The organism is Pseudooceanicola lipolyticus, assembly GCF_002786325.1.
GTDB classification, from domain to species: Bacteria; Pseudomonadota; Alphaproteobacteria; order Rhodobacterales; family Rhodobacteraceae; genus Pseudooceanicola_C; species Pseudooceanicola_C lipolyticus.
Window position 1 is genome coordinate 1 of record NZ_PGTB01000006.1, and the last position, 22,133, is coordinate 22,133.

22 protein-coding genes and 1 pseudogene are annotated in these 22,133 nt (G+C 62.7%); 6 read left to right on the plus strand and 17 right to left on the minus strand.

Annotated features, from left to right (window positions below):
- The 7 genes and pseudogenes from CVM52_RS03925 to CVM52_RS03955 all read right to left on the minus strand — a co-directional run.
- A pseudogene (locus tag CVM52_RS03925) lies at window positions 1–230 on the minus strand (aldehyde dehydrogenase (NADP(+))); the annotation flags it as partial.
- A gap of 23 nt (window positions 231–253) precedes the next feature.
- Entirely contained in the window at window positions 254–1,165 is a 912-nt protein-coding gene (locus tag CVM52_RS03930) for a dihydrodipicolinate synthase family protein (protein WP_100161299.1), read from the minus strand.
- Window positions 1,162–2,337 (minus strand): L-rhamnonate dehydratase, encoded by a 1,176-nt coding sequence (locus CVM52_RS03935; protein WP_100161300.1) that lies wholly within the window; start codon window positions 2,335–2,337, stop codon window positions 1,162–1,164. Before CVM52_RS03935 ends, CVM52_RS03930 begins: the two co-directional genes overlap by 4 nt.
- A gap of 14 nt (window positions 2,338–2,351) precedes the next feature.
- A complete protein-coding gene (locus CVM52_RS03940) occupies window positions 2,352–3,368 on the minus strand; it encodes a 4-hydroxythreonine-4-phosphate dehydrogenase PdxA (protein WP_100161301.1) in 1,017 nt (338 codons plus the stop codon).
- Window positions 3,365–4,645 carry a TRAP transporter large permease gene (locus CVM52_RS03945; protein ID WP_100161302.1) on the minus strand — a complete coding sequence of 427 codons (1,281 nt, stop codon included), beginning with the start codon at window positions 4,643–4,645 and terminating at the stop codon, window positions 3,365–3,367. The genes CVM52_RS03940 and CVM52_RS03945 overlap by 4 nt, the downstream gene beginning before the upstream one ends.
- Window positions 4,642–5,205: a TRAP transporter small permease gene (locus tag CVM52_RS03950; protein ID WP_100161303.1), complete on the minus strand. Its 564-nt coding sequence runs from the start codon at window positions 5,203–5,205 to the stop codon at window positions 4,642–4,644. The genes CVM52_RS03945 and CVM52_RS03950 overlap by 4 nt, the downstream gene beginning before the upstream one ends.
- A 65-nt stretch (window positions 5,206–5,270) precedes the next feature.
- Window positions 5,271–6,254 (minus strand): TRAP transporter substrate-binding protein, encoded by a 984-nt coding sequence (locus CVM52_RS03955; protein ID WP_100161304.1) that lies wholly within the window; start codon window positions 6,252–6,254, stop codon window positions 5,271–5,273.
- A 153-nt stretch (window positions 6,255–6,407) separates the two neighbouring features.
- Here CVM52_RS03955 and CVM52_RS03960 point away from each other — a divergent pair, with 153 nt between their 5' ends.
- Window positions 6,408–7,061 carry a GntR family transcriptional regulator gene (locus CVM52_RS03960; RefSeq protein ID WP_100161305.1) on the plus strand — a complete coding sequence of 218 codons (654 nt, stop codon included), beginning with the start codon at window positions 6,408–6,410 and terminating at the stop codon, window positions 7,059–7,061.
- Between the two features lie 99 nt (window positions 7,062–7,160).
- On the opposite strand, the gene CVM52_RS03965 is transcribed toward CVM52_RS03960, so the two are convergent.
- The 8 genes from CVM52_RS03965 to CVM52_RS03995 form a co-directional block, all read right to left on the minus strand.
- Window positions 7,161–7,985: an IclR family transcriptional regulator gene (locus CVM52_RS03965; protein WP_133119780.1), complete on the minus strand. Its 825-nt coding sequence runs from the start codon at window positions 7,983–7,985 to the stop codon at window positions 7,161–7,163.
- A gap of 14 nt (window positions 7,986–7,999) precedes the next feature.
- Entirely contained in the window at window positions 8,000–8,128 is a 129-nt protein-coding gene (locus CVM52_RS27945) for a hypothetical protein (protein WP_276308628.1), read from the minus strand.
- Window positions 8,125–9,435, minus strand: a complete 1,311-nt coding sequence (locus tag CVM52_RS03970; RefSeq protein ID WP_100161307.1) for a TRAP transporter large permease — start codon at window positions 9,433–9,435, stop codon at window positions 8,125–8,127. The genes CVM52_RS27945 and CVM52_RS03970 overlap by 4 nt, the downstream gene beginning before the upstream one ends.
- Window positions 9,432–9,926 (minus strand): TRAP transporter small permease subunit, encoded by a 495-nt coding sequence (locus tag CVM52_RS03975; RefSeq protein ID WP_100161308.1) that lies wholly within the window; start codon window positions 9,924–9,926, stop codon window positions 9,432–9,434. Before CVM52_RS03975 ends, CVM52_RS03970 begins: the two co-directional genes overlap by 4 nt.
- A gap of 53 nt (window positions 9,927–9,979) precedes the next feature.
- Window positions 9,980–11,080 carry a TRAP transporter substrate-binding protein gene (locus tag CVM52_RS03980; protein ID WP_172720901.1) on the minus strand — a complete coding sequence of 367 codons (1,101 nt, stop codon included), beginning with the start codon at window positions 11,078–11,080 and terminating at the stop codon, window positions 9,980–9,982.
- Between the two features lie 55 nt (window positions 11,081–11,135).
- Window positions 11,136–12,863 carry an L-arabinonate dehydratase gene (araD, locus tag CVM52_RS03985; RefSeq protein WP_100161310.1) on the minus strand — a complete coding sequence of 576 codons (1,728 nt, stop codon included), beginning with the start codon at window positions 12,861–12,863 and terminating at the stop codon, window positions 11,136–11,138.
- A 304-nt stretch (window positions 12,864–13,167) separates the two neighbouring features.
- Window positions 13,168–13,860 carry an RraA family protein gene (locus CVM52_RS03990; protein ID WP_100161311.1) on the minus strand — a complete coding sequence of 231 codons (693 nt, stop codon included), beginning with the start codon at window positions 13,858–13,860 and terminating at the stop codon, window positions 13,168–13,170.
- A 121-nt stretch (window positions 13,861–13,981) separates the two neighbouring features.
- Window positions 13,982–16,363: a thiamine pyrophosphate-binding protein gene (locus tag CVM52_RS03995; protein ID WP_100161312.1), complete on the minus strand. Its 2,382-nt coding sequence runs from the start codon at window positions 16,361–16,363 to the stop codon at window positions 13,982–13,984.
- Window positions 16,364–16,504: 141 nt separating this feature from the next.
- Here CVM52_RS03995 and CVM52_RS04000 point away from each other — a divergent pair, with 141 nt between their 5' ends.
- The 3 genes from CVM52_RS04000 to CVM52_RS04010 all read left to right on the plus strand — a co-directional run bounded on the left by CVM52_RS04000 (window position 16,505) and on the right by CVM52_RS04010 (window position 18,646).
- Window positions 16,505–16,957, plus strand: a complete 453-nt coding sequence (locus CVM52_RS04000; protein ID WP_100161313.1) for an Lrp/AsnC family transcriptional regulator — start codon at window positions 16,505–16,507, stop codon at window positions 16,955–16,957.
- A 173-nt stretch (window positions 16,958–17,130) separates the two neighbouring features.
- A complete protein-coding gene (locus tag CVM52_RS04005) occupies window positions 17,131–17,862 on the plus strand; it encodes an SDR family oxidoreductase (protein WP_100161314.1) in 732 nt (243 codons plus the stop codon).
- Between the two features lie 40 nt (window positions 17,863–17,902).
- Window positions 17,903–18,646 (plus strand): HpcH/HpaI aldolase family protein, encoded by a 744-nt coding sequence (locus CVM52_RS04010; protein ID WP_100161315.1) that lies wholly within the window; start codon window positions 17,903–17,905, stop codon window positions 18,644–18,646.
- A gap of 120 nt (window positions 18,647–18,766) precedes the next feature.
- On the opposite strand, the gene CVM52_RS04015 is transcribed toward CVM52_RS04010, so the two are convergent.
- Together CVM52_RS04015 and yghU are read right to left on the minus strand one after the other, a co-directional pair.
- On the minus strand, window positions 18,767–19,444 hold the full coding sequence (locus CVM52_RS04015; protein ID WP_100161316.1) for a glutathione S-transferase family protein: 678 nt from the start codon (window positions 19,442–19,444) through the stop codon (window positions 18,767–18,769).
- Between the two features lie 26 nt (window positions 19,445–19,470).
- On the minus strand, window positions 19,471–20,331 hold the full coding sequence (yghU, locus tag CVM52_RS04020) for a glutathione-dependent disulfide-bond oxidoreductase (protein WP_100161317.1): 861 nt from the start codon (window positions 20,329–20,331) through the stop codon (window positions 19,471–19,473).
- Between the two features lie 240 nt (window positions 20,332–20,571).
- Here yghU and CVM52_RS04025 point away from each other — a divergent pair, with 240 nt between their 5' ends.
- Complete coding sequence (locus tag CVM52_RS04025) at window positions 20,572–21,165, plus strand: TetR/AcrR family transcriptional regulator (RefSeq protein WP_240620854.1); 594 nt, start codon at window positions 20,572–20,574, stop codon at window positions 21,163–21,165.
- A 26-nt stretch (window positions 21,166–21,191) separates the two neighbouring features.
- A complete protein-coding gene (locus CVM52_RS04030; protein WP_100161319.1) occupies window positions 21,192–22,112 on the plus strand; it encodes a LysR family transcriptional regulator in 921 nt (306 codons plus the stop codon).
- Window positions 22,113–22,133 lie beyond the last annotated feature (21 nt).

Sequence of the window (22,133 nt, forward strand, 5' to 3'; positions counted from 1 at the left end):
GCCTCGATCTCTTCGGCGATGGCGTCGAGGAACTCGGCCCGCACCGCGCGCGGGCTGTAACCATAGCGCCAGAACGCCGCCTCGGCCGCCGCGCAGGCGCGGTCGACCATCGCCGGCGTGCCGACGGCAAAGTCATGCGCCGGGCCCTCCGCCGGCTCCGAGGGAAAGGTGGCTTCGCCCGCGACCCAGTCGCCGGCGATCAGGTGCTTGCCATGGGGGGTGAATGTCATGTCGTCTCCAGTCTTGGTGTGGCCTAGCGGCCCCATTTCAGAACCAGCGGATCGAGCGGCTGCAGCAGGTCGATCATCCGCTGGCGGATCGTCGGATGCAGCGGCGGGATCGGGTGGCGGCAGAACTCGGACCGGATCACCCCGCCCTCGACCATCGCGGCCTTGCAGGACTGCCAGCCGCATTGCCGATTCTCGTGGTTGATCGCCATGGCGACGCGGCCATACGCGGCGGTGGCGCCGGCGATATCACCGGCATGGTGTTTTTCGATCACCGGCTTGATCTGGTCAACGATCATCCCGCTGGTCATCGAGCCGGTGGCGCCGGCATCGAGATCCGCCAGCAGGGTGATCCCCTCCTCGCCGTCGAACGGCCCTTCGATGGCGTCGCCGCCCTCGGCGATCAGCGCGCGCAGCTTGTTGGCGGCTTTCGGGCATTCGATCTTGAACAAGCGCACCTCTTCGATCTCGCGCGCCATCCGCACCAGCAGCGAGACCGGCAGGTCGACACCGGAAAGCGGCGCATCCTGCACCATGATCGGGATGCCGACCTCGCCCACCGCGCGGAACTGCTCAAAGGTCTGCTCGGCCGTGCCCTTCAGCAGGGCGCCGTGATAGGGCGGCATCATCATCACCATGCCGGCGCCCAGCGACTTGGCAAAACGTGCCCGCTCGACCGCGATCGGGGTGGCGAAATGGCTGATCGTCACGATCACCGGCACCCGGCCGGCGACATGCTCCAGGCATAGCCGCGTCAGCACCTCGCGTTCCGCGTCGGACAGCAGGAACTGCTCGGAAAAATTCGCCAAAATGCAGATGCCGTCGGCGCCCTGATCGATCAGGCAGTCCAGCACCCGTTTCATCCCGTCCAGGTCCAGCGTGCCGTCATCATGAAACGGCGTCGGGGCGACGGGCCAGATTCCGGAATAACGGGTCATTCGACGATCTCGAAATTGGCGAGGTGCTTGTCGGAGATGGTGATGCCCAGGCCCGGTTTGTCGTCGTCCAGCTGCAGGAAGCCGTCCACCGCCTCGGGGTCGCCCTCGAAGATGTAATAGAACAGCTCGTTGCCGACCTCGACATCGAAGACCGGGAAATATTCGCTGATCGGGCAGTTGGTGTTGGCCATGGTCAGGTGATAGTTGTGCATCTGCCCGGCATGGGGGATCACCGGGATCTGCGCCGCCTCGGCAATGGCGTTGATCTTCTGCGCCGCGGTGATGCCGCCGACCCGGTTGGTGTCGTATTGCAGCACGCTGACCGCCTTGCGGTTGATCAGCTCGGCACAGCCGATCACCGAGAATTCATGCTCGCCGCCCGAGATCGGCACGATGTTCATCGCGTTCAGCTCGGCATAACCCGCGACATCATCGGCGATCACCGGCTCTTCCAGCCAGCGCGGTTCATACTTGGCCAGCTTGGGCAGCATCCGCTTGGCGTAATCGAGATTCCAGCCCATGTAGCATTCCAGCATGAGATCGTTGTCATAGCCGATCACCTCGCGCAGCGCCTCGACCCGTTTCAGGTTCTCGCGCATCCCCGCCATGCCGTCCTTGGGCCCATAGCCGAAGCGTGACTTGAAGCCGGTATAACCGTGTTTCATCGCCTCCTCGGCCTCGGCCTGCATGCTCTCCACCGGGCCGGCATAAAGCTTGGAGTAATAGACCGGGATCTTTTCCTTGGTGCGCCCGCCCAGCAGCTTGAACACCGGCTTGCCGGTCAGCTTGCCCATCAGGTCCCAGATGGCGATGTCGATGGCCGAAATCGCCGTCATGCCGATGCCCTTGCGGCCCCAGGCATGGGTGCGGCGGTACATCTTTTCCCACAGATAGGCATAGTCGAACGGATCCTCGCCCACCACCAGCGGCGCGTACCAGTCGTCGATGGCCTGTTTCACCACCGTCGGGGCCAGTGCGGCATTGCCGATGCCGATGGTGCCGTCCTCGGTCTCGACCTCGCAGGTCAGCCACTGATGGAACCGGAACGAGGCCATGGCATCGCCCTTCATCCACAGCGCGTCGCTGGCATTGGTGCAGAAATTGCCGGTGGGCGGCACGGTGGGCCCGGTCCAGTTCCAGACACGGGTGCGCACGGATTTGATCTTGGTCATGTGAGTTTCCTTAGTCAGGCGGCTGCGCGGCTGGCACGGTGGTTGCGTGCCATGCGGACGAGAAGATTGAAGGCCTGGAGCGTCGCGCCGACATTGGCCTTGTTCTGGCCGGCGATGTCGAAGGCGGTGCCGTGGGCCGGCGTGGTCACCGGCACCGGCAGCCCGCCGGCCACGGTTACGCCGCGGTCGAAGCCCATCAGCTTGATCGCGATCTGGCCCTGGTCGTGATACATGGTGACGATGGCGTCGACCTCGCCCTGTTTGGCCTTCAGGAACACGGTGTCCGAGGGCCAGGGCCCGGTGACATGTTTCTGGCTGGCCTGCGCCGCGTCGATCACCGGTTGCAGAATGTCGATTTCCTCGCGCCCGAACTTGCCATTGTCCCCCGCATGGGGGTTGAGCGCGGCAACGGCGATGTGCGGCCGCTGTTTTCCGGCGCGGCGGCAGGTATCTTCGGCCAGGCCAATAGCCTGTTCCACCGCCTCGGGGGTGATCCGTTCGGCCACGTCGCGCAGGCCGATATGGCTGGTGACGCGGGTGGTCATCAGATCGTCCAGCACGTTGATCTCGCTGTGATACCCGTCGAAGCCGATATAGCGCGCCATATAGCGGTGTTCGTCCTCGGCGTTCAGGCCGGCGCTGGTCAGCGCCGCCTTGTTGAACGGCCCGAACAGCACACCGTCGACCTTGTCGGCCATCGCCAGGTCCAGCGCCTTGTCCAGACAGCGCAGGCTGCAGGTGCCGCCGGCCTGGGTGACTTCGGCGATCTTCACCGCGTCGGGCTCGATCGTCTGCATCGGCAGCCAGGCCAGCCCGGTCTGGCTGTCGATGGCGGCTTCATCGATCTGCGACAGCGCGATGGGCAATCCGGCCTGGTCGGCGCCCTGCTGCCAGACATGGTCGTCGCCGATCAGCAGGATGTCGGCGGCCTCGGTCACGCCCTCTTCGTGCAGCAGCTTGGCGATCAGTTCCGGCCCGATCCCGGACGGGTCGCCGGGAATGATGGCGATGCGTGGTTTCGGATCGGTCATTGAATGTACCCCGTAAGAGCGAGAGATACCTGCGGCACGTAGGTGACCAGCAAGAGGATGAAGGCAAGCACGCCGATGAACGGCAGGTTCGCGCGCGAGGTTTCCCAGATTCCCGCCTTTGCGATGGAACAGGAGGTGATCAGCACCGAGGCCACCGGCGGCGTCTGCTGGCCGATGGCCAGGTTCAGCGTCACCATGATCCCGAAATGGATCGGGTCGATCCCGACGGCATTGACCAGCGGCATCACCACCGGCACCACCAGAATGATCGCCGCCGCGCCGTGCAGGAACATGCCCAGCACCAGCAGCAGCAGGTTCAGCAGCGCCAGCACGATCAGCGGATTGGTCGTCAGCTCGGTGATCTGCTGCGCCAGCTGCTGCGGCACCTGCGCCTGGGTCAGGAACAGACCCAGTGCCGCCGAAGTTGCCACCAGCAGCATCACGACGCCGGTCTGGCTGATGCCTTCCAGCATCACCCGGCGCAGGCGCGACACGTCGAGGTCACGATAGATGAACAGCCCGATGACCAGCGCCGCCAGCACCGCAAGCCCGGCGCCTTCGGTGGCGGTGACGATCCCGGAAAAGATACCGCCCAGAATGATCACCGGCATGGCCAGCGCCCAGATCGCCTCTTTGAACGACTTCCAGACGTGGCACAGGTCAAAACCTTCAGCGCGCGGCAGGTCATAGCGCAGCGCGAGGACATAAGTGACTGCCATCAGCAGCGCGCCGCCCATCACCCCCGGCACCACCCCTGCCACGAAGAGTTTCAGCACCGAGGTTTCGGCGATAGCCCCGTACAGGATCATCGGGATCGAAGGTGGAATGATGATGGCCAGCGAGGCCGAGGACGAGGTGATCGCCGCGGCCAGCGTGCGGGAATAGCCGCGTTTCTTCATCTCGGGGATCAGCACCGTACCGGTGGCGGCAACATCGGCCACGGCAGAGCCCGAGATCTCGGCAAAGACCATCGAAACCCCGATATTGACCATTCCCAGACCGCCGCGGACAAACCCGATCAGCGCGGTGACGAAGTTGATCAGCCGGACCGAGATGCCCGAGGTGTTCATCAGGTTGCCCGCCAGGATGAACAGCGGGATGGCGATCAGCGGGAAGGAGGTTGCCCCGGAATACAGCGCGATGGCCATGTCATACAGCGTGGCGCCGCCCGGAGTCAGGACCAGCCCGCCAAGCGCGACGATGCCAATGGCAACGGCAATCGGCACGTTGATCAGGATCAGCGCGATCAGCGCAACTGTGGTGAACAGCAGGATCATTTGGTGTCGTCCTTTTCAGACGCCTGGGCGTTTTCGCGCTCGGCCTCGGCGATGGCCTGTTCGATTTCGGCGTGGTCGGTATCGATCCCGGCGGCGGCGTTTCTCAGCGCGCGCGGCATGGTCAGGAAGGTGCCGATGATCATCAGCACGGCGGTGATCGGGATCACCGACTGCACGATGTCCAGCGTCATCCAGCGAATGCTGAGCAGCGAGTCCCATTTCGCCACGGCCAGCACCGCGTTGCCGTACCAGGCGACAACGGCAAAAAAGCCGACCACCAGGAATTCAGAAAACAGCGCCAGCGCGATTGCGGCCCGTCTGGGCAACGCGGTCACGATGCCGCCAAAACTCATGTGGTGACGCAGAAACAGCGCATATGTGGCGCCGAAATAGGTCAGCCAGGCCAACAGAACGCTGGCGATCTCATCGTACCAGGACGGGGACGCGCCAAGATAGCGCATCGTCGTCGAATAGATCACCGCCAGCGCCAGCGCGATCAGCAGCGCAAGGCAGATCGTCTCGATCAACCACAAAAGCGCGGTTTCGATTTTCGCGACCATCGCGTTAATTCCTTCGATTCAGAAGAAGGCCGGCCGGAAAACCCGGCCGGCCCAAGACCTGCGGATCAGTCGGCCAGCGCCTGCGCGCGGCTGACCAGGGCGTCACCGCCCTCGATCTGGCTTGCAAAGGCGGCATAAACCGGGGCCGAAGCCGCGATGAAGGCCTGCTTGTCGGCCTGGTTGATCTCCATCCCGGCGGCTTTGACCTTGTCGACCAGGTCATTGTCGGCGGCTTCGCCCTGGGCCAGCGACCAGTCCTGTACCGAGGCGGCAACGGTTGTGACCGCACCCTTCACATCGTCAGGCAGGTCGTTCCACGTGCCCAGCCCGGCGGTCAGGTAGGTCGGGGAATACACGTGGCCGGTCAGGCTGAGATATTTCTGCACTTCCTGGAAATTTGCGCCGGTGATATTGGTCAGCGGGTTTTCCTGGCCGTCCATGGTGCCGGTCTGCAACGCGACGAACACCTCCGAGAAGGACATCGGAGTCGGGTTGGCACCCCATTCCTTGAACATCGACACCCGCCATTCCGACGACGGCGTACGGATCTTCAGCCCCTTCAGATCCTCCGGTGTGTTGATCGGGCGGGTGTTGTTGGTGATCTGACGGAACCCGTTTTCCCAGGTCGACAGCACCTTGAGACCGGCCTCTTCGGCTTTCGGCGCCAGTTCGTTCTGCACGATCTCGGCATCGATCGCCTTCAGATGCGTGCGGTCCTGCACCAGGAACGGCATGTCGAACAGCGCGAATTCCGGCGCCACGTTGGTCATGATCGACGAGATCAAAGTGAACTGAACCGTGCCCAGCCGCAGCTTTTGCATCAGCTCCTTTTCATCGCCCAGCTGCCCGTCGGCATAGAATTCGACGGTATGCGCATCGCCCAGTTCGGCTTGCAGATCCTCGGCGAACTTGGCGGCGCTGCGGCCCTGAAGGCTGTTCGACGCGGCACCGACCGCGACGATGTAGGTGTCAGCCAGCACCGGCGCCGATGCCACCGACATCGCGCAGACCAACAGGCCGGCGGACACGCCATTTCTTAGGGTTGTCATTGAAAATCTCCTCTCCCGGGCGGTCTGCATTTTGCATATCCGCGCAATGAATTATGTATACATGCATAAAGTATGGACGAGCAAGCTGTTTGTATATATTCTGCGTCAGCGCAAACGCGTTAAAATACATGAAATAAAAACAGAGGTTTAGCGATGGGAGCCTCCATTGCCATCACCAACCGCTCGCTACACGACCAGGTCGCCGGCCGGATTCGTGACCTGATTATCGAAGGCACGCTGGAACCGGGCAGTCGGATCGACGAGGCGCATCTGATCGAGGAACTGGGCGTGTCGCGCACCCCCTTTCGCGAAGCGCTGCGCACCCTCGCCGCAGAGGGGCTGGTGATCGTGCGGCCATCTAAGGGCAGCATCGTGCGCAAGCTGACCCCGGAAGATGTCTTCTCGATGCTGGAAGTGCTTGCCAATCTCGAAAAGCTTGCTGGCGAGTTGGCCTGCGAACGGGCCAGCGCCGAAGAGATCGATGCGCTTGTCGATGTGCATGAAAGGATGATGGAGTGCTATCGCGCCCGCGATCGCATGCCCTATTACAAGCTGAACCAGGAATTCCATTCCCGCCTGGCCGAACTGTCGAAAAACGAAACGCTGCAAGAGGTGCAGGCCAACATCCAGGCGCGGCTGAAGCGCATCCGCTATATCAGCAACGAAAAGCCCGATTTCTGGGCCGGGGCGGTGGCCGATCACGAGGAAATGGTTAAGGCCCTGAAAGAACGCGATGGCCAAAGGCTGGGCGAGGCCATGTCGACACATCTAAAGCGGACCTGGGACCGGGTCAGGCAAAGCCTCTAGGCCAGGATTGCCCGCCTCGGCGCGCACAAGCGCGGCACATCGCGCCTTGCGCGGGGCCGCCCGCACCCCCCATGGGTGAGGATCAGCTTGGGATCAATGTCAGGCGTTGTGGCGCAGGAAGTCGCCAAAGGCCTGCGACATGTCCTCGGCAGCCGCTTTCATGGTTTCAAGATTGGCCTCGATAAGCCCGGCCAATGATGTCCGTGTCGTCATGCTGGAGGTGATGAGTGCCATCGTGGTCGTTCCCTTGTTGTCCCGGACCGGAACCGCAAGCGACAGAACCCCTTCTTCAAGCTCGCTCTCCGTGACGGCGTAGCCCAGTTTGCGGATCTTTCGAATCTCGGCCAGCAAGGCCGGGTAGGACTGGATGGTACGCGATGCCAGCGGTGCCGCGGTGACAGTGCCGAACCAGGCCCGAAGCGCATCGTCTGCAAGATTGGCCAGCAACAGCTTGCCGCCGGCAGAGGCATGCGCCGGCAGGCGATCTCCAAGCGCCAATCGCGATGCATAGACCCGGCGCGAGGGGTCGCGGCACAGGAACATCACATCGCTCCGGTCGAGCGAGACCAGGGAACACGGGCATTCCAGGCGGGCCGCCAGGTCGCGCACCATGTCCCCCAGGATCGACAGGACGCTGTTTATCCCCAGATAGGCCCGGGAAATCGCCAGGCACTTGGAACTCAGGGTATAGCCGTCCCGACCCTTCTCGACATAGCCGGCAATTTCCAGGGTCATGATCAGCCGCCGCGCGGTGGCACGGCTTGTCGACAGGTGATCGGCCACGCCTTGCAGGGTGACGGCTTTTACATCCTCCGAAAACAACTCGAGGATCGCCAACCCCTTGGCCAGGGTCAGCGAATAGTCTTTGGGATTGTCGCTGCCAAGGATATCCGCCGGAATCGATGAAACGACAGGTTCGGACACGGAACGCCCCGGCTTCACCGCAATGCGCCGGAAAAGGCAAACATCAGGAAGATCACCAAGGCAACCGCTGCGTAGCCTGCGATGTCGGCCAGCAGGCCAGCGCGCGGGCCGAGATCTTCGTCGGGCTGTGGATCAGGCGTCATTTCAAAAGGAGCTCCGGCAAGGTGGTTGCAATCTGCGGGATAAACAGGACCAGAAGCAATCCGCCGATCTGCATCAGGACAAAGGGCCAGACCGAGGCAAAGATCTCCTGCAACGTCACGTCAGGGGGAGCGACGCTTTTGAGGAAAAAGCAGGCCGGTCCGAACGGCGGAGACAGATAGTAAATCTGGATGTTCATCGCGAAGAGCACACCAAACCATACCGGATCATAACCGAAGCTGGCCACCACCGGGGCAAAGATCGGCACGGTGATGAACACGATGGCAATCCACTCCATAAAGGTGCCAAGCAGGAAGACGATCGCCATCATCAGCATGATGATGAGGATCGGGTGCCAGTCGAGACCGGTCAGGATGCCCTGCAGGAACCGGCTGCCGCCGATGATGTTATAGATGCCAACAAGGCTGACCGCGCCCAGCACCAGCCAGATCACCGACCCCACAGTCAGCACGGTCTGGCGGAACACGTCCCGCACCATGCGATAGCTCAGGCGCTTGCGCATCGCCGCGACAACCGCTGCCGCGCAGGCGCCGATGGCCGCCGCTTCGGTCACCGAGGCAATGCCCGAGTAGATCGTGCCCATCACGCTGCCGATGACGAAGAACGGCGCGATCAGCTTGCGCATCGCCCGGCCGCGCGGCGCCGTGTCGGCCGCGTCGTGCACGACAGCCGGGGCCATGGCCGGATTGATGCGGCAACGGGTATAAATGTAGATCATATAGATGCCCGCCAGCAGAAGCCCGGGCCCGATCCCCGCAACGAACAGGTCGGATATCGAGACATTCGCCGTCACGCCGTAGATGATCATGACGATGCTCGGGGGAATAAGCGTTGCAAGCGCCCCCGCCGCGCAGATGATGCCGATCGACATCTTGCGATCATATCCGAGCCGGAACATCTGCGGCAGGGCGATCATGCCGAGCATCACGATTTCGCCGCCCATGATCCCGCTCATCGCGGCCAGGAACACCGCGACGACGCAGGTCTGGATCCCGAGAGAACCGGGAAAGTTGCCGCCCAATGTCGCCATCGCGTCGAACAGATCCTCGGCGATCCCCGATCGTTCCAGAATGCCCGCCATAAAAACGAACAGTGGCACCGCCACCAACGAGTAGTTTTCCAGAACGTGAAAAACGTTGGAGGAGATGAGGAACAGACCCGGCACACCGAAATAGATCAGGGATGTGGCGACTGAAACCAGCAGGGTCGCGACACCGAGCGGCGTGCCCAGCAGCATCAGGACCAACAACGCCCCGACGATCAGAAGGGTGACGATTGCAATACTCATTTCCGGGTCTCGTCTTTGCGCAGCGTGTCTATGAGGTTGGCGAGGCTTTGCAGCGCTCCGAGGCAGGCCCCCAGAAAGAGCGCCGGCTTGAGGATCGCGGGCATGGGCGGATTAAAGGCGCTTCCGGTCCGCTCAACGGATTTCAACGCGTGAAGGCCCGGGCCGAACGTGGCGTAGGCCAAGGCAATGAAAGCGATGAGGGTCAGCGTCAACGTGACCACGTCCAGCCATCGCTGGCGCGGGGCCGGACTGAAGTCGCGCACGAATGTGATTGCGATATGCCGGTTCTGTTGCCCGACATAGCCGACGGAGAACACCCAGGCGATCGCGCACAGGGTCAGCGTTACTTCGAAGGCCCAGTCCGACGGGGCATTGAAAAAATAACGCATGATCACTTCGCGTACTGCGATCAGGAGGGCCACGAAATAAAAGGGGGCGCAGGCATAGCCGATGGCCAGGCTCATGCGAGAGATGATGCGGCTGATCTTCATGTTTTGACACCCGGGAAGTTTGCCGGGGCGTCAGCCGCCCCGGCGATTGAGGATCAGTTGTCCAGAAGGCCCGCCTTGTGGAGGTAATCCTGCTGGGCGGCCCATACCATCGCGGCGTCGTCGCTCTGTTGAGACACGCGCTCCCACACATTGCGGGCGGCCGCGCGGAACGCCTGGCGGTCGGCCGCCGACCAGTCGATCACCTGCACGCCTTCACGGGTCGCAAGGTCGGCCGCGGTGGCCCGGTCCTCGAGATCGGCGGCTCGGCGCAGATCGTCATAGGCCGCGTTGTACCACACCTCCAGAATGCTCCGCTCCTGCTCGCTCAGGCTCTCCCACTTCGACTTGTTCATGGCAAAATGCGCCATCGCCTGCGAGTGGATGCCCGGGTAGATCGGGTAAGGCGCGATCTTGTGGAAGCCGAGCTGTTCGTTGTTGACCAGGGCGCTGGCGTCCGCCGCGTCAACCAGTCCGGTTTCCAGTGCGGTATAGACTTCGCTGAACGGGATCGAGACGGGCGTCGCTCCGACCTCGCGGAAGATCTCGGCCGCCAAGCCCTCGGGTGCGCGCACCTTGACCCCCTTCATGTCGGCCAGGGTCGGAATCGGCTTGGCCACGACGAGCGCTTCACGCGAATAAGGTCCGCAACCGACCACATGCAGGTTCGACCCGAAATGCTTGTCGTAGAGCGATTGCAGGATGTCGCGGCCTTGGTGATTGCGGCAGAAGGTCTGGGCCTGGTCCGGCGTATCGTAGGCGGCGATCAGATCGCCGAACATCGCAAAGGCTGGATCGGTCCCAGCGAAATAGTTCGACACGGTGAACTCGCCGTCGAGAATGCCGGCCGACACCGCCTGCGGCGTCTCCCGGTGCGGCACCACCGCGCCGATGGGCAACAGCTCGACACTTAGCGCGCCGCCGCTCATCGCGCTCAGCTTCGGCACCCATATCTTGTTCAGCCGGGTCAGCACGAAATCGCCGGAATTCTGCGCCGTCTGGATCCGCAGCGTTGTTTCGGCTGTCACCGGAATGGCGATCATGGTCGCGACCAGTCCCGCCAGGAAAGTCTTCAATTTCATCGTCTTGGCTCCTCCGCTGATGCCGGGCACATCGGTGCCCGATTGAAAGGGTTGGCTTTGGCCGAGCCACGGCACGGGACAGGACTTCCTCAGGAGTCCCGCGCGCGCCGAAGCTCTGTCGCCGGTGATGTCAGTAGATTTCCGGCTCCGGCGCGGTGCGCCCGAAGTCGGTTTGCAGGTAATCGAAGTCACAGCCCTTGTCGGCCTGCTGGATGTGTTGCGCATACATCCAGTCGTATCCCCGGGTTGCCTTCGGCTCGGGCGGTGTCCATTCCGCGCGCCGCCTTTCCAGTTCCGCGTCGGAAACCAGCATCTCGATCTTGCGATTGGGCACGTCGATGCGGATGCGGTCCCCGGTTTTTACCAGCGCCAGCGGCCCGCCGATGGCCGCCTCGGGCGCCACGTGCAGGATACAGGCGCCATAGGATGTCCCCGACATCCGGGCATCGGAAATCCTCACCATGTCGCGGACACCCTGCTTTACCAGCTTGGTGGGGATCGGCAGCATGCCCCATTCCGGCATGCCCGGCGCCCCGATCGGACCCGCGCCGCGGAAGATCATCACGTGATCCGCGGTCACGTCGAGATCCTCGTCATAGACCGAAGCGCGCATTTCCGGATAGCTGTCGAACACCAGCGCCGGACCTTCGTGCACCATCAGCCGTTCCTCCATTGCGGCGGGCTTGATGACACATCCGTCGGGCGCAAGGTTCCCTCGCAACACGGCCAGCGAACCTTCGGGATAGATCGCGGTGTCGACGCTGCGGATCACATCGTCGTTGAACACTTCGGCACCTTCCAGCGTCTCTCCCATCGTCTTGCCAGACACAGTCAGCGCATCGAGCTTGAGGTGATCGGTGATGCGGCTCATCAATGCCCGAAGCCCCCCGGCATAGTAAAAGTCCTCCATCATGTATTTCTTTCCCGACGGCATGATGTTGGCGATCACCGGGATTTCACGCCCCGCCTTGTCAAGATCGTCCATCGTCAGCTCGACGCCGGCGCGCCGGGCCATGGCGATCAGATGGATGATCGCATTGGTCGAACAGCCGGTCGCCATCGCGACCACGACAGCGTTGGAGACGGCATCGGCGGTCAGGATCTTGTCGGGCGTCAGATCCTCGCGCACCATCTCGACGATGCGCCGCCCACAGGCCGCGGACATCCGGATGTGGTTGGCATCGGCCGCCGGGATGGAGATGGCATTGGGCAGGGTCAGACCCAGCGCTTCTGCGATCGAGCCCATGGTGGAGGCCGTGCCCATCGTCATGCAATGGCCATAGGAGCGCGCCACGCCGGCCTCGACCCCCTGCCATTCCTCCTCGCTGATATTGCCGGCGCGCTTCTCGTCCCAGTACTTCCAGAACGACGTTCCCGACCCCAGAGGCTCGCCGCGGTAATTGCCCCGCAGCATCGGCCCGGCTGGCAGAAAGACAAAGGGCAGCCCCATCGAGGTTGCCCCCATGATCAGCGCCGGGGTGGTCTTGTCGCACCCGCCCATCAGCACCGCGCCATCGATGGGATGCGAGCGCAGCAGCTCCTCGGTCTCGATCGCCAGAAGGTTGCGGTAGAGCATCGTCGTCGGTTTCACGATCGGCTCCGACAGCGAGATCGCGGGCAGTTCCAAAGGAAAGCCACCGGCCTGAAACACACCGCGTTTCACGTCTTCGACGCGGTGCTTGAAATGGGAATGGCACTGGTTGATGTCCGACCAGGTGTTGATGATCGCGATGACCGGGCGCCCATGCCAGTCTTCCCGGCTGTAGCCCATCTGCATGAAGCGCGAACGATGGTTCGAGGAGCGCATCTCGTTCGAGGCGTACCAGCGCGCGGAACGATAGGTGGCTGGATCTTTCATGGTCTGTCTTCCTCTACGTTGCCGGCCATCGACCAGACAGACCGATCCGGTTCGAAACCGCGCCCGGTCTCGCCTGAAATCGGCCCGGCCATCTGCCCGAGCTCAACTGATTGTTTGTCGAATTGCGGCGCCTCGTCCTCCCGAGCCGACCGCTTTGTTCCTCCGATTCACGACGGCCAAAGGACCCTCGTGTCGACAGATTTGAGACACGCATACACCCGCTGTCAAACTTCTAGTAAGCGCGTTCGATTATCGAACGAAATGGCGCGGGCACGGCCAGACTCTGCGGCCCGGGCCAGCGGGATCAGACGCCTTTCAGTTCAGCTTCGGCGATGAGCGCCTGGATCCGGTCCGGCAATTTGCGCTGGCGCGACAGGTCATCGTCGCGCTTGCGTTCCAGTTCCCGAACGATTTCAAGACGCGCGATGACTTCGCCGATCCGGGCAAAGGGCACGACGACAACGCCATCCTCGTCGCCAACCACGATATCGCCGGTCGACACCGGCACCCCCCCAAGCAGAATGGGCAGTCCAACGCTGCCTGGCCCGTGCGAATGCGGCGAATTGGGATGAGCCCCGGCGGCAAAGACCGGCAGCCCCACCTCGCGAATGCCCGCCCGGTCGCGTACCAGCCCGTCAGTGACGATCGCCGTGGCGCCAGCGATTTGCGCCATCCTGGCCACCCGGTCGCCCAGCACCGCACAACCGGTCCACGCCTCGGTTGCTGCCATGATCACATCGCCGGGCTCGGCCTTGCCGAGGCTGGCCAGCAGTCCGAGGATGTCGGCCGGTCCGACCCAGCAGGTCAGCGCGGGGCCATGAAAACGGTCAGGCGTGCCCGGGACGGGCTTAATGCGGTAATCAAGCGCCCCAACTCCGTCCATGGCATCGGCGACGAAGCCGGTGGGTGTATCGGCAAAGGCGGCGATCTGATCGGATGTCGGCCGGTTCCGCCCCACCGGATCGGCGATTGTTAGATTGGGCAATTTCTCGATCACTGCGCTGTCTCCTCCCGTCGCGATTGATTGTATGCCCCCGGATCCGGTCCGCGGGCCCCAGCACCTGCCACCCCGCAGAACCGGCCGCCCTGCCGCGGCCCGGGCGCTTGCGGCGCCGGGCCTACTCGGCCGCGGCGAGCCTGATGTTTGCGCCGTCGGTCATCGCGTCCACCGTCGCCGCGATCGAGGCCGCGTCAATCCCATAGTGGCGGTAGAGATCGCCGATCGTGCCGGTCTGGCCGAAGTGCTCGACCCCCAGCGGGCTGGTGCGATGCCCGCCGACCGCGCCCAGCCAGGACAGTGTCGCCGGGTGGCCGTCGATCACCGTGACCAGATGGCAATGCGGCGGAAGCTGTCGCAGCAGGCATTCGACGTGCGACCGGGCGGCGGGATTGCCGCGCTTGCGCTCTCGCTGGGCTGCGGTCCAACCGGCGTTGAGCCGGTCGGCCGAGGTGACCGCGAGCACACCGACATCGCGCCGGTATTCGCCGATCATCCCGGCGGCGGCGATCGCCTCGTCGGCAACCGCGCCCTGATAGGCAATTACGACGCTGCAATTCGGTCCTGGTTTGCGCAACCAGTAGGCACCATCGATGGCGCCCTGCCGGAAGGAGTCATCGACCCGTTTCGCAGGCTGTTCCAGTGGCTTGGTCGACAGGCGGAGATAGACCGCGCCCCCGGTTTCATCCCGAAGCCAGGTGCGTTCGTCCGGATCGCCATCGCCGTCGCGCTGCATATAGTCGAAGGCCCATTCCATGATCACCGCCAGTTCGTCGGCAAAGGCCGGCTCGAACGCCGCCAGACCGTCCTGCGCCAGGCCGGTCAGCGGCGTGCCGACCGACTGGTGCGCCCCGCCCTCGGGCGCCAGTGTCGCGCCCGAGGGCGTGCCGACGATCATAAAGCGTGCGTCCTGGTAACAGGCATAGTTCAGCGCATCGAGCCCCCGGTGCACGAAGGGATCGTAAACCGTGCCGATGGGAAGCAGACGTTTGCCCCAGAGGCTGTGCGACAGCCCCTGCGCCGCGAGCAGCAGGAACAGGTTCATTTCGGCGATCCCCAGTTCAACATGCTGACCGTCCGGCGCGAATTCCCATTTCGCGGTCGAGGGGATGCTGTGCGTCTTAAACGTATCGGCGATCGCTTCGCGGGCGAATAGCTTGCGCCGGTTCACCCAGGGGCCCAGGCTCGTCGTTCCGGTCACGTCGGGCGAAGAGGTTACGATCCGCTCTGCCAGAGCGCTGTCCTGGCGCGCGATCTTGTCCAGAATCTTGCCAAAGGCGGTCTGGGTCGAAATCTCCCGGTCCGTCGCAATCTCGATATTGGGCACGGCGACCTGCGCATCCGAATACCGCCGGGGATGTTCGGCAAAGAACGGAACCCGCGCAAGGAATTCGCGCAGAGCCGCAGGGTCCGCGACCCCTGCCATCGGCTCCCATTCCTGGCCTTCCGGCACGCCCATATGCGCCTGCCAGTCGGCCATCTGCGCCTTGGTCATCAATCCGCCGTGGTTGTCCTTGTGCCCCGCGATCGGGGTGCCCCAGCCCTTGATCGTATAGGCCAGGAAACAGGTTGGCCGGTCGTGCCGCACCGCGGCAAAGGTCTCGGCCATGGTGTCCACGCAGTTTCCACCGAGATTCTCCATCAGTTCGGCCAGCTCGTCATCGCTGCGCCGATCGATGAGCGCGCTCACCTCTCCCTGGTCCCCCAGATCATCCAGAAGGCGTTGCCGCCACACGGCCCCGCCCATGTAGGTCAGCGCGGAATATTCCGGGTTTGGACAGGCGTCGATCCAGTCGCGCAGCGCCTTGCCACCCGGCTCCTCGAAGGCGGCGCGCTGAAGGCGCCCGTACTTGACCCGCACCACGTCCCAACCGAAGGCGTCGAAGATCTTCTCGATGCGCTGCCACAGCCCCTCGCGGATCACACCGTCGAGCGATTGCCGGTTATAGTCGATCACCCACCACACGTTGCGCAGATCGTGTTTCCAGCCCTCTTGGAGACATTCATAGATATTGCCTTCATCCAGCTCGGCATCGCCCATCAGCGCGATCATCCGGCCCGGTTTCACCTCCGCGCCCCATGGTTTCGCCCGGATATAGTCCTGCACCATCGACGCAAACGACGTCACCGCGACACCAAGCCCGACCGAGCCGGTGGAAAAATCGACATCATCGACGTCCTTGGTGCGCGAAGGATAGGACTGCACACCTCCGAAGCCGCGAAAATTCTCCATCTTCTCGCGCGGGATATGCCCCATGAGATACTGCATGGCATGAAACACCGGCGAGGCATGAGGTTTCACCGCCACCCGGTCTTCAGGGCGCAGGGCTGAGAAATACAGCGCCGTCATCATCGACACCATCGAAGCCGAGGACGCCTGATGTCCTCCGACCTTGATGTCGTCCGTCTTTGGCCGGACATGGTTGGCATTGTGGATCATCCAATGCGACAGCCACAGAAGCCGCTGCTCGATCGTGCGAAGGTGCGATGTGTCGTCGGTCATCGAAAGTCTCCCGTTTCTTCTTGAATACACCGTCGCAAACCGAGAAAAGCATCGAACATTACCCAATATTTCTTCATTTGTGGTGGTATCAGGCGCAGATTTAGGAAATGGTAGCGGAAATCGCCGCATCAGAGGCCTATCATGGATAGTCTGGACCACAAGATTCTGCGGGAGCTTCAGGCCGAGGGGCGGCTTTCTCACCAGGAACTGGCCGAACGGATCGGCCTGTCCCCTTCCCCCTGCGCCCGCCGTATTCGCAAGCTCGAAACCGAGGGCTACATCACCGGCTACGGCGCCGAGATTGACGAGACAAAACTCGGCTTCGCCTTCAGCGTGTTCATTTCAGTACGGCTTGACCGCCAGATCGATGACCGCCTCGTCGCCTTCGAGCGAGAGGTCGGGCGCTGCCCGGAAGTGGTGGATTGCTGGCTCATGACCGGCAGTTTCGATTACCTGCTGCGCGTCGCGGTGCGCGATCTCGAGGAATTCGAGCACTTCCTCACCCGCCGCCTGACCAAACTGCCGGGCGTCGCCTCGCTGGAATCCTCGATCCCGATCAGACGGGTCAAGCACACGGCGGCGCGGATCGCCTGAGCGGTCCTGTCTCCGGTCCGCGGGCCGAAACCCAGCGCGATCGGCCGAAAGATTGGCGGGATCCGGCGCATATCAGGCTGAACCGTTCAGTCTTTGCCGAAAATCACCCGACAGCGCCAAGTATGCTGGCGTGAGGCAAGGCAATAGACGCCCTGCAGCGGGAGGATCACAAATTGGCAGGCACTATCCTGATCACCGGGGCCAGCTCGGGCATTGGGCGGGCGACCGCAGATCTGTTCCTTGAGCAAGGCTGGACCGTCGGACTGCTCGCCCGCAGTCTGGACAAGCTCGAAGCGGTCGCCGCCGGCCATGCAAAAGCCGTGGTGCTGGCCGCAAACGTGACGCGCCCGGACGAGATCGCCGCAGCCGTCAACGATTTCGCCGACCGCGCCGGCCACCTTGATGCCGTGTTCAACAACGCGGGCATCTTTGCACCGGCGGCGGCGCTGGACGAAATCCGCCTCGAGCATTGGGAGCAATCGGTTTCTGTAAACCTGACCGGCATGTTCCTCACTGCCCGCGCCGCCTTTGCGCGCATGCGGCACCAGGCGCCGCAAGGCGGGCGGATCATCAACAATGGTTCAATCTCGGCCCATGCCCCGCGCGAAGGGTCGGCCTGCTACACCACGACCAAACATGCCATCACCGGGCTGACCAAATCCATCAGCCTCGATGGCCGCCCGTTTGACATCGCCTGCGGACAGATCGATATCGGCAACGCCAGGACCGACCTGCTCGACGGCATCATCACGCGCTCGATCGAGAATGGCGAGGCCCCGCCACCGACGATGGACGTGCACCATGCCGCAGAGGCGGTCTTGCATATGGCCCGTCTTCCTCTTGAGGCGAACGTGCAGTTCATGACGGTCATGGCAACAAAAATGCCCTATATCGGGCGCGGATAACGACCGGCCCGGACATGGGCCACCAGGAGAAATTACCACAATGCTCAAGTCCAGAATCGCCGCCGGAGATCGCCTGGTCGGCACCGTGCTGAAGACACCCCACTACGGCCTGATCGAGGTGTTGGGGGGCACGGATTTGGATTTCGTCATGATCGACACCGAACACTCGCCTTTCTCCACCGCCGAACTCGACAGATGTATCCTCGCCTCCCGCGCGGTGGATCTGCCGGTTCTGGTCCGATTGGTGGAAGGGACGCCGGCCGCGATATTACAGGTTCTCGACATGGGTGCAGCCGGCATCGTCGTGCCGCAGGTCGACACCGCCGCCGAGGCCAAAGCTATCGTTCAGGCAACCCGCTATGGGCCGGGTGGGCGCGGGTTTGCCGGAACCACACGCGCCGGCGGCTTCGGCACAATCCCCGCTTCGGACCTGATCGAGCGCGCAAACGACGTGGTGGTCGTGGTACAGATTGAAAGCGCGGAAGGTGTCGCAAACGCCTCGGCAATCGCGCAGACATCCGGCGTGGATGCATGTTTCGTCGGGCGCGCGGACCTGGCCGTTTCCCAGGGGCTGCCTTTGAACGCGCCAGTCATCGAAAGCGCGACGGAAGAGACCTTTCAGGCCTGCATGCGCAACAATGTCGCTCCCATGATGTTCGTGTCCGACATCTCGGAATGTGCAGGCTGGTTCGGTCGCGGCGCGCGGATCATCGCGGTCGGAAGCGAGCACAAGGCCATGCAGTCGTATTTTTCCGCCGGCACCATCGGGTCCGCCAAGGGATAGGTGCAACCGCGCTCCTGCCCCTCGGCCGGAGCGCGGCGCTTTGATGCTTTTCACATCACCAGGGCAACGGAACCCTGTTTCTGGCGCCGACGGGGATCGGCGGCGCCAGCAGTCCGAAGATCAGGCCGGCGCGAAGTTGCTGGGATAAAGCGCCCGCATCGAGGCTTCGTCGCCGGGGGTCTTGAACGTTTTGCCTTCGGCGATCTTGTGCGCCTTTTCCACGGCGGGACGCGCATTGATCTTCTCGAACCAGCGCGCGACCTCGGGAAAACGCGCCAGACCGTCACCGCCGAGAACACGCTCGCCTCGGATGGCCCAACCCCAGACCGACATGTCCGCGATCGAATAGGTATCTCCGACCACGAATTCACGGCCCTTGAGATGGTCGTTCAGAACCTGGTAATGCCTTTCGATCTCGCGCATATAGCGGTTCTTGGCATAAGGCACGTCTTCCGGGGCGACGTGGTGGAAATGCACCGACTGACCCGAGAACGGGCCCAGTCCGGTCGCGACAAACATCAGCCAGGACAGAAGTGCACCGCGTTCCTCGGGTGCCACGCCGAATTGGCCGGTCTTCTCCGACAGGTAGATCAGGATCGCCGTGCTGTCGAAAACCGCGATATCTCCGTCCAGGATGGCAGGGACCTTGCCATTGGGATTGATGGCCCGGAACTCGGGCGTGTGCTGCTCTCCCTTTGCCGTGTCCACTGGGACCAGTTCGAACGGCATTCCGGTTTCGGCCAGGAACAACGCGACCTTCATGGGGTTCGGCGTCGGGTGGTAGAAGAATTTCAGCATGGTGTCTCCGTTTCGGTGTGAATTCATCAGTTCGCAGGTTCGAGCTTGTCCTGTGTTCTCAGATCGAAATCCGAGGCGTCGTGGCGTTCACGCAGCTGCTCGTGGAGCGGGCCGGACGTGCGATTGACGATCCGGCCGCGCTGGACAGCCGGCCGCGCCAGAATGTTCTGCGCCCAGCGGCGCAGGTGCGTGTAGCTTTCGACATCCAGAAATTCTCCGGCGTCGTAGGCATTGCCCAGGGCAAGGTTGCCGTACCAGGGCCAGGTCAGCATGTCCGCGATCGAATAAGTCTGGCCTGCCAGGTACGGGCGTTCGGCCAATGTCCGATCCAGCACGTCCATCTGGCGCTTCACTTCCATCGTGAAGCGGTTGATGGGGTATTCGAACTTCTCGGGCGCGTAGAAATAGAAATGGCCGAAACCGCCGCCAAGGTAGGGTGCCGAGCCCTGCAGCCAGAAAACCCAGTTCATCACCTCGGTCCGTTGCGCCGGATCATCGGGAAGGAAGGCGCCGAACTTCTCCGCCAGATAAAGCAGGATCGCCCCGCTTTCGAAAACGCGGCTGCCGGTGTCGCGATCGAACATGACCGGGATCTTGGAATTCGGGTTCAGGGCAACGAAGCCCGACGAGAACTGATCTCCTTTGCCGATGCGGATCAGATGCGCGTCGTATTCGGCACCGCTCTCTCCGATGGCCAGCAGCTCTTCGAGCATGATGGTCACCTTCTGCCCGTTCGGCGTGCCCATCGAATAAAGCTGGATCGGATGCCGCCCCACGGGCAATTCCGCGTCATGCGTCGCGCCGGAAATCGGGCGGTTTATGTTGGCCCAGTTGCCGCCGTTTTCGGCGTCCCAAGTCCAGACTTTCGGTGGGATGTACTGCGCCATGTTCTGGACTCCTCGAATAATGACTCGTTGCTTACGGCCCTGAACCCAACTGGCATCACGGCCGGCTTTCGGTATCTTCCAATCTGCTGCTAGCCATTGTTGAGCAACTGCTCAAGTATTTTCTGAGTAACCGCTCAAGAAAAATGCACGCCGTCCTCTTCTGCCCGGCGTCAGGATGGGTATATTCCTGCCATGGCACGCACAGCTTCATATGATCGGGATGCCGCACTGGACGCCGCCATGACCCTGTTCTGGGTCAAGGGGTACCAGGCGACTTCGCTGAAAGATCTTGAGGACGCGTTGAAAATGCGACCCGGATCGATCTATGCGGCGTTCCAGAGCAAGGAAGCCCTGTTCCGCGCCACGCTGGAGCGGTATTCCCATCGCATCGCGGATGAGCTTGGGCAATTGGTCGCCTCCGCCCCCTCCCCGCTTGCCGCCTTGCAGGCCCATCTGGAAAGACTGGCGGAGCTCGACCCGTGCGATCGCCCCTCGACGGCCTGCATGCTGGTCAAGTCTCTGCTGGAGATTCCCCAGGAAACGGAGTTGCGCGCCGTCGTGCTCGAACATCTGGCCCGTGTCGAAGACCAGTTGGCCACGGTCTTCCAGCGGGCGCGCGACCGGGGAGAACTGCCTCCCGACGCCGATCCCTCTCGGCTGGCTCAACGCATCCAGACCTACATCTTCGGGCTGAAGATCCAGGCGCAACGCCGGACCGATCCGGTGCAGATGCAACTGCTCTGCGCGGATCTTGCCGAAGAAATCGGGCGCCTTGGCACCGGGTGGTCCACCCGGCAGGCGACCGGGGATACACTGCCGCGCATCGGCTCCTGAAGCCAGCGGATGCACGAGGGCCGCATTTGGAACAGCTCAAGAACATCAAATCCGTACAGGTCTTCCTCGCGGTGGCCAGTTTCGGCAATGCAACCCGCGCTGCCGCGTTCCTGAATACCAGCCAGAGTTCTGTCAGCTACCACATCAAGAAGCTTGAAGACGAAGTCGGCGTGCCCCTGTTCGAGCGGACACCGACCGGGCTGATCCTGACCGAGGAAGGTACGGTGCTTGCCTCCTATGCCGAACGCGGGCTCACCTTGATCCAGACCGGTCTGGCCAAGGTCGGGGATATGGTCGACTCGGTCAGGGTCGCGTTGCTGCCGATGTTCGCCAGCCGCTGGCTGTCATCCCGGTTAGGCGATTTCTGGGAACGCTACCCGAGCCTCCAGCTCTCGGCGCAGACCCACAACAATTCCTATGCCGACCTCGATCACCCCGAGGGCTTTGCCGATCTCGGAATCCAATGGGGCAGAGGGGGTTGGAAACGGTTCGAGACCAAGCGGCTGTGGCCCGAGAAGATGGTAGTGGTCTGCAACCCGGATTACCTGGCCGAACATTGCATCCGGGAACCTGCGGACCTGGCCCGTTGCACCCTGCTGCATGTCGACGACGAGAACATGTGGCAGGAATGGTGCTCGAACAATGGCCTGACGCTGTCGCGGGCTCAGTCGCAGATGATGCTGGAAGACCGGCACTTCCAGCTCAGTTCGACAATCAATGGCCTGGGCGTATCGCTGTTTGCCAAATGGCTGGTCACCCGAGAAATCAACGACGGCGTGCTGGTGGATGTGTTCGGCCGCGATTTCGACACGTCTTTCGCCTATCACCTGCTCGTGCCCAGAGACACGCCGCTGTCCCATTCGTCGCAGGTGTTCCTGGAATGGTTCTTTCGCCAGTGCGACGAACATGACCCCCACAGGTCCGCCTTGGGCTCCGGCGCAGCGTGACCAGATCACCCGAGGCGGTGG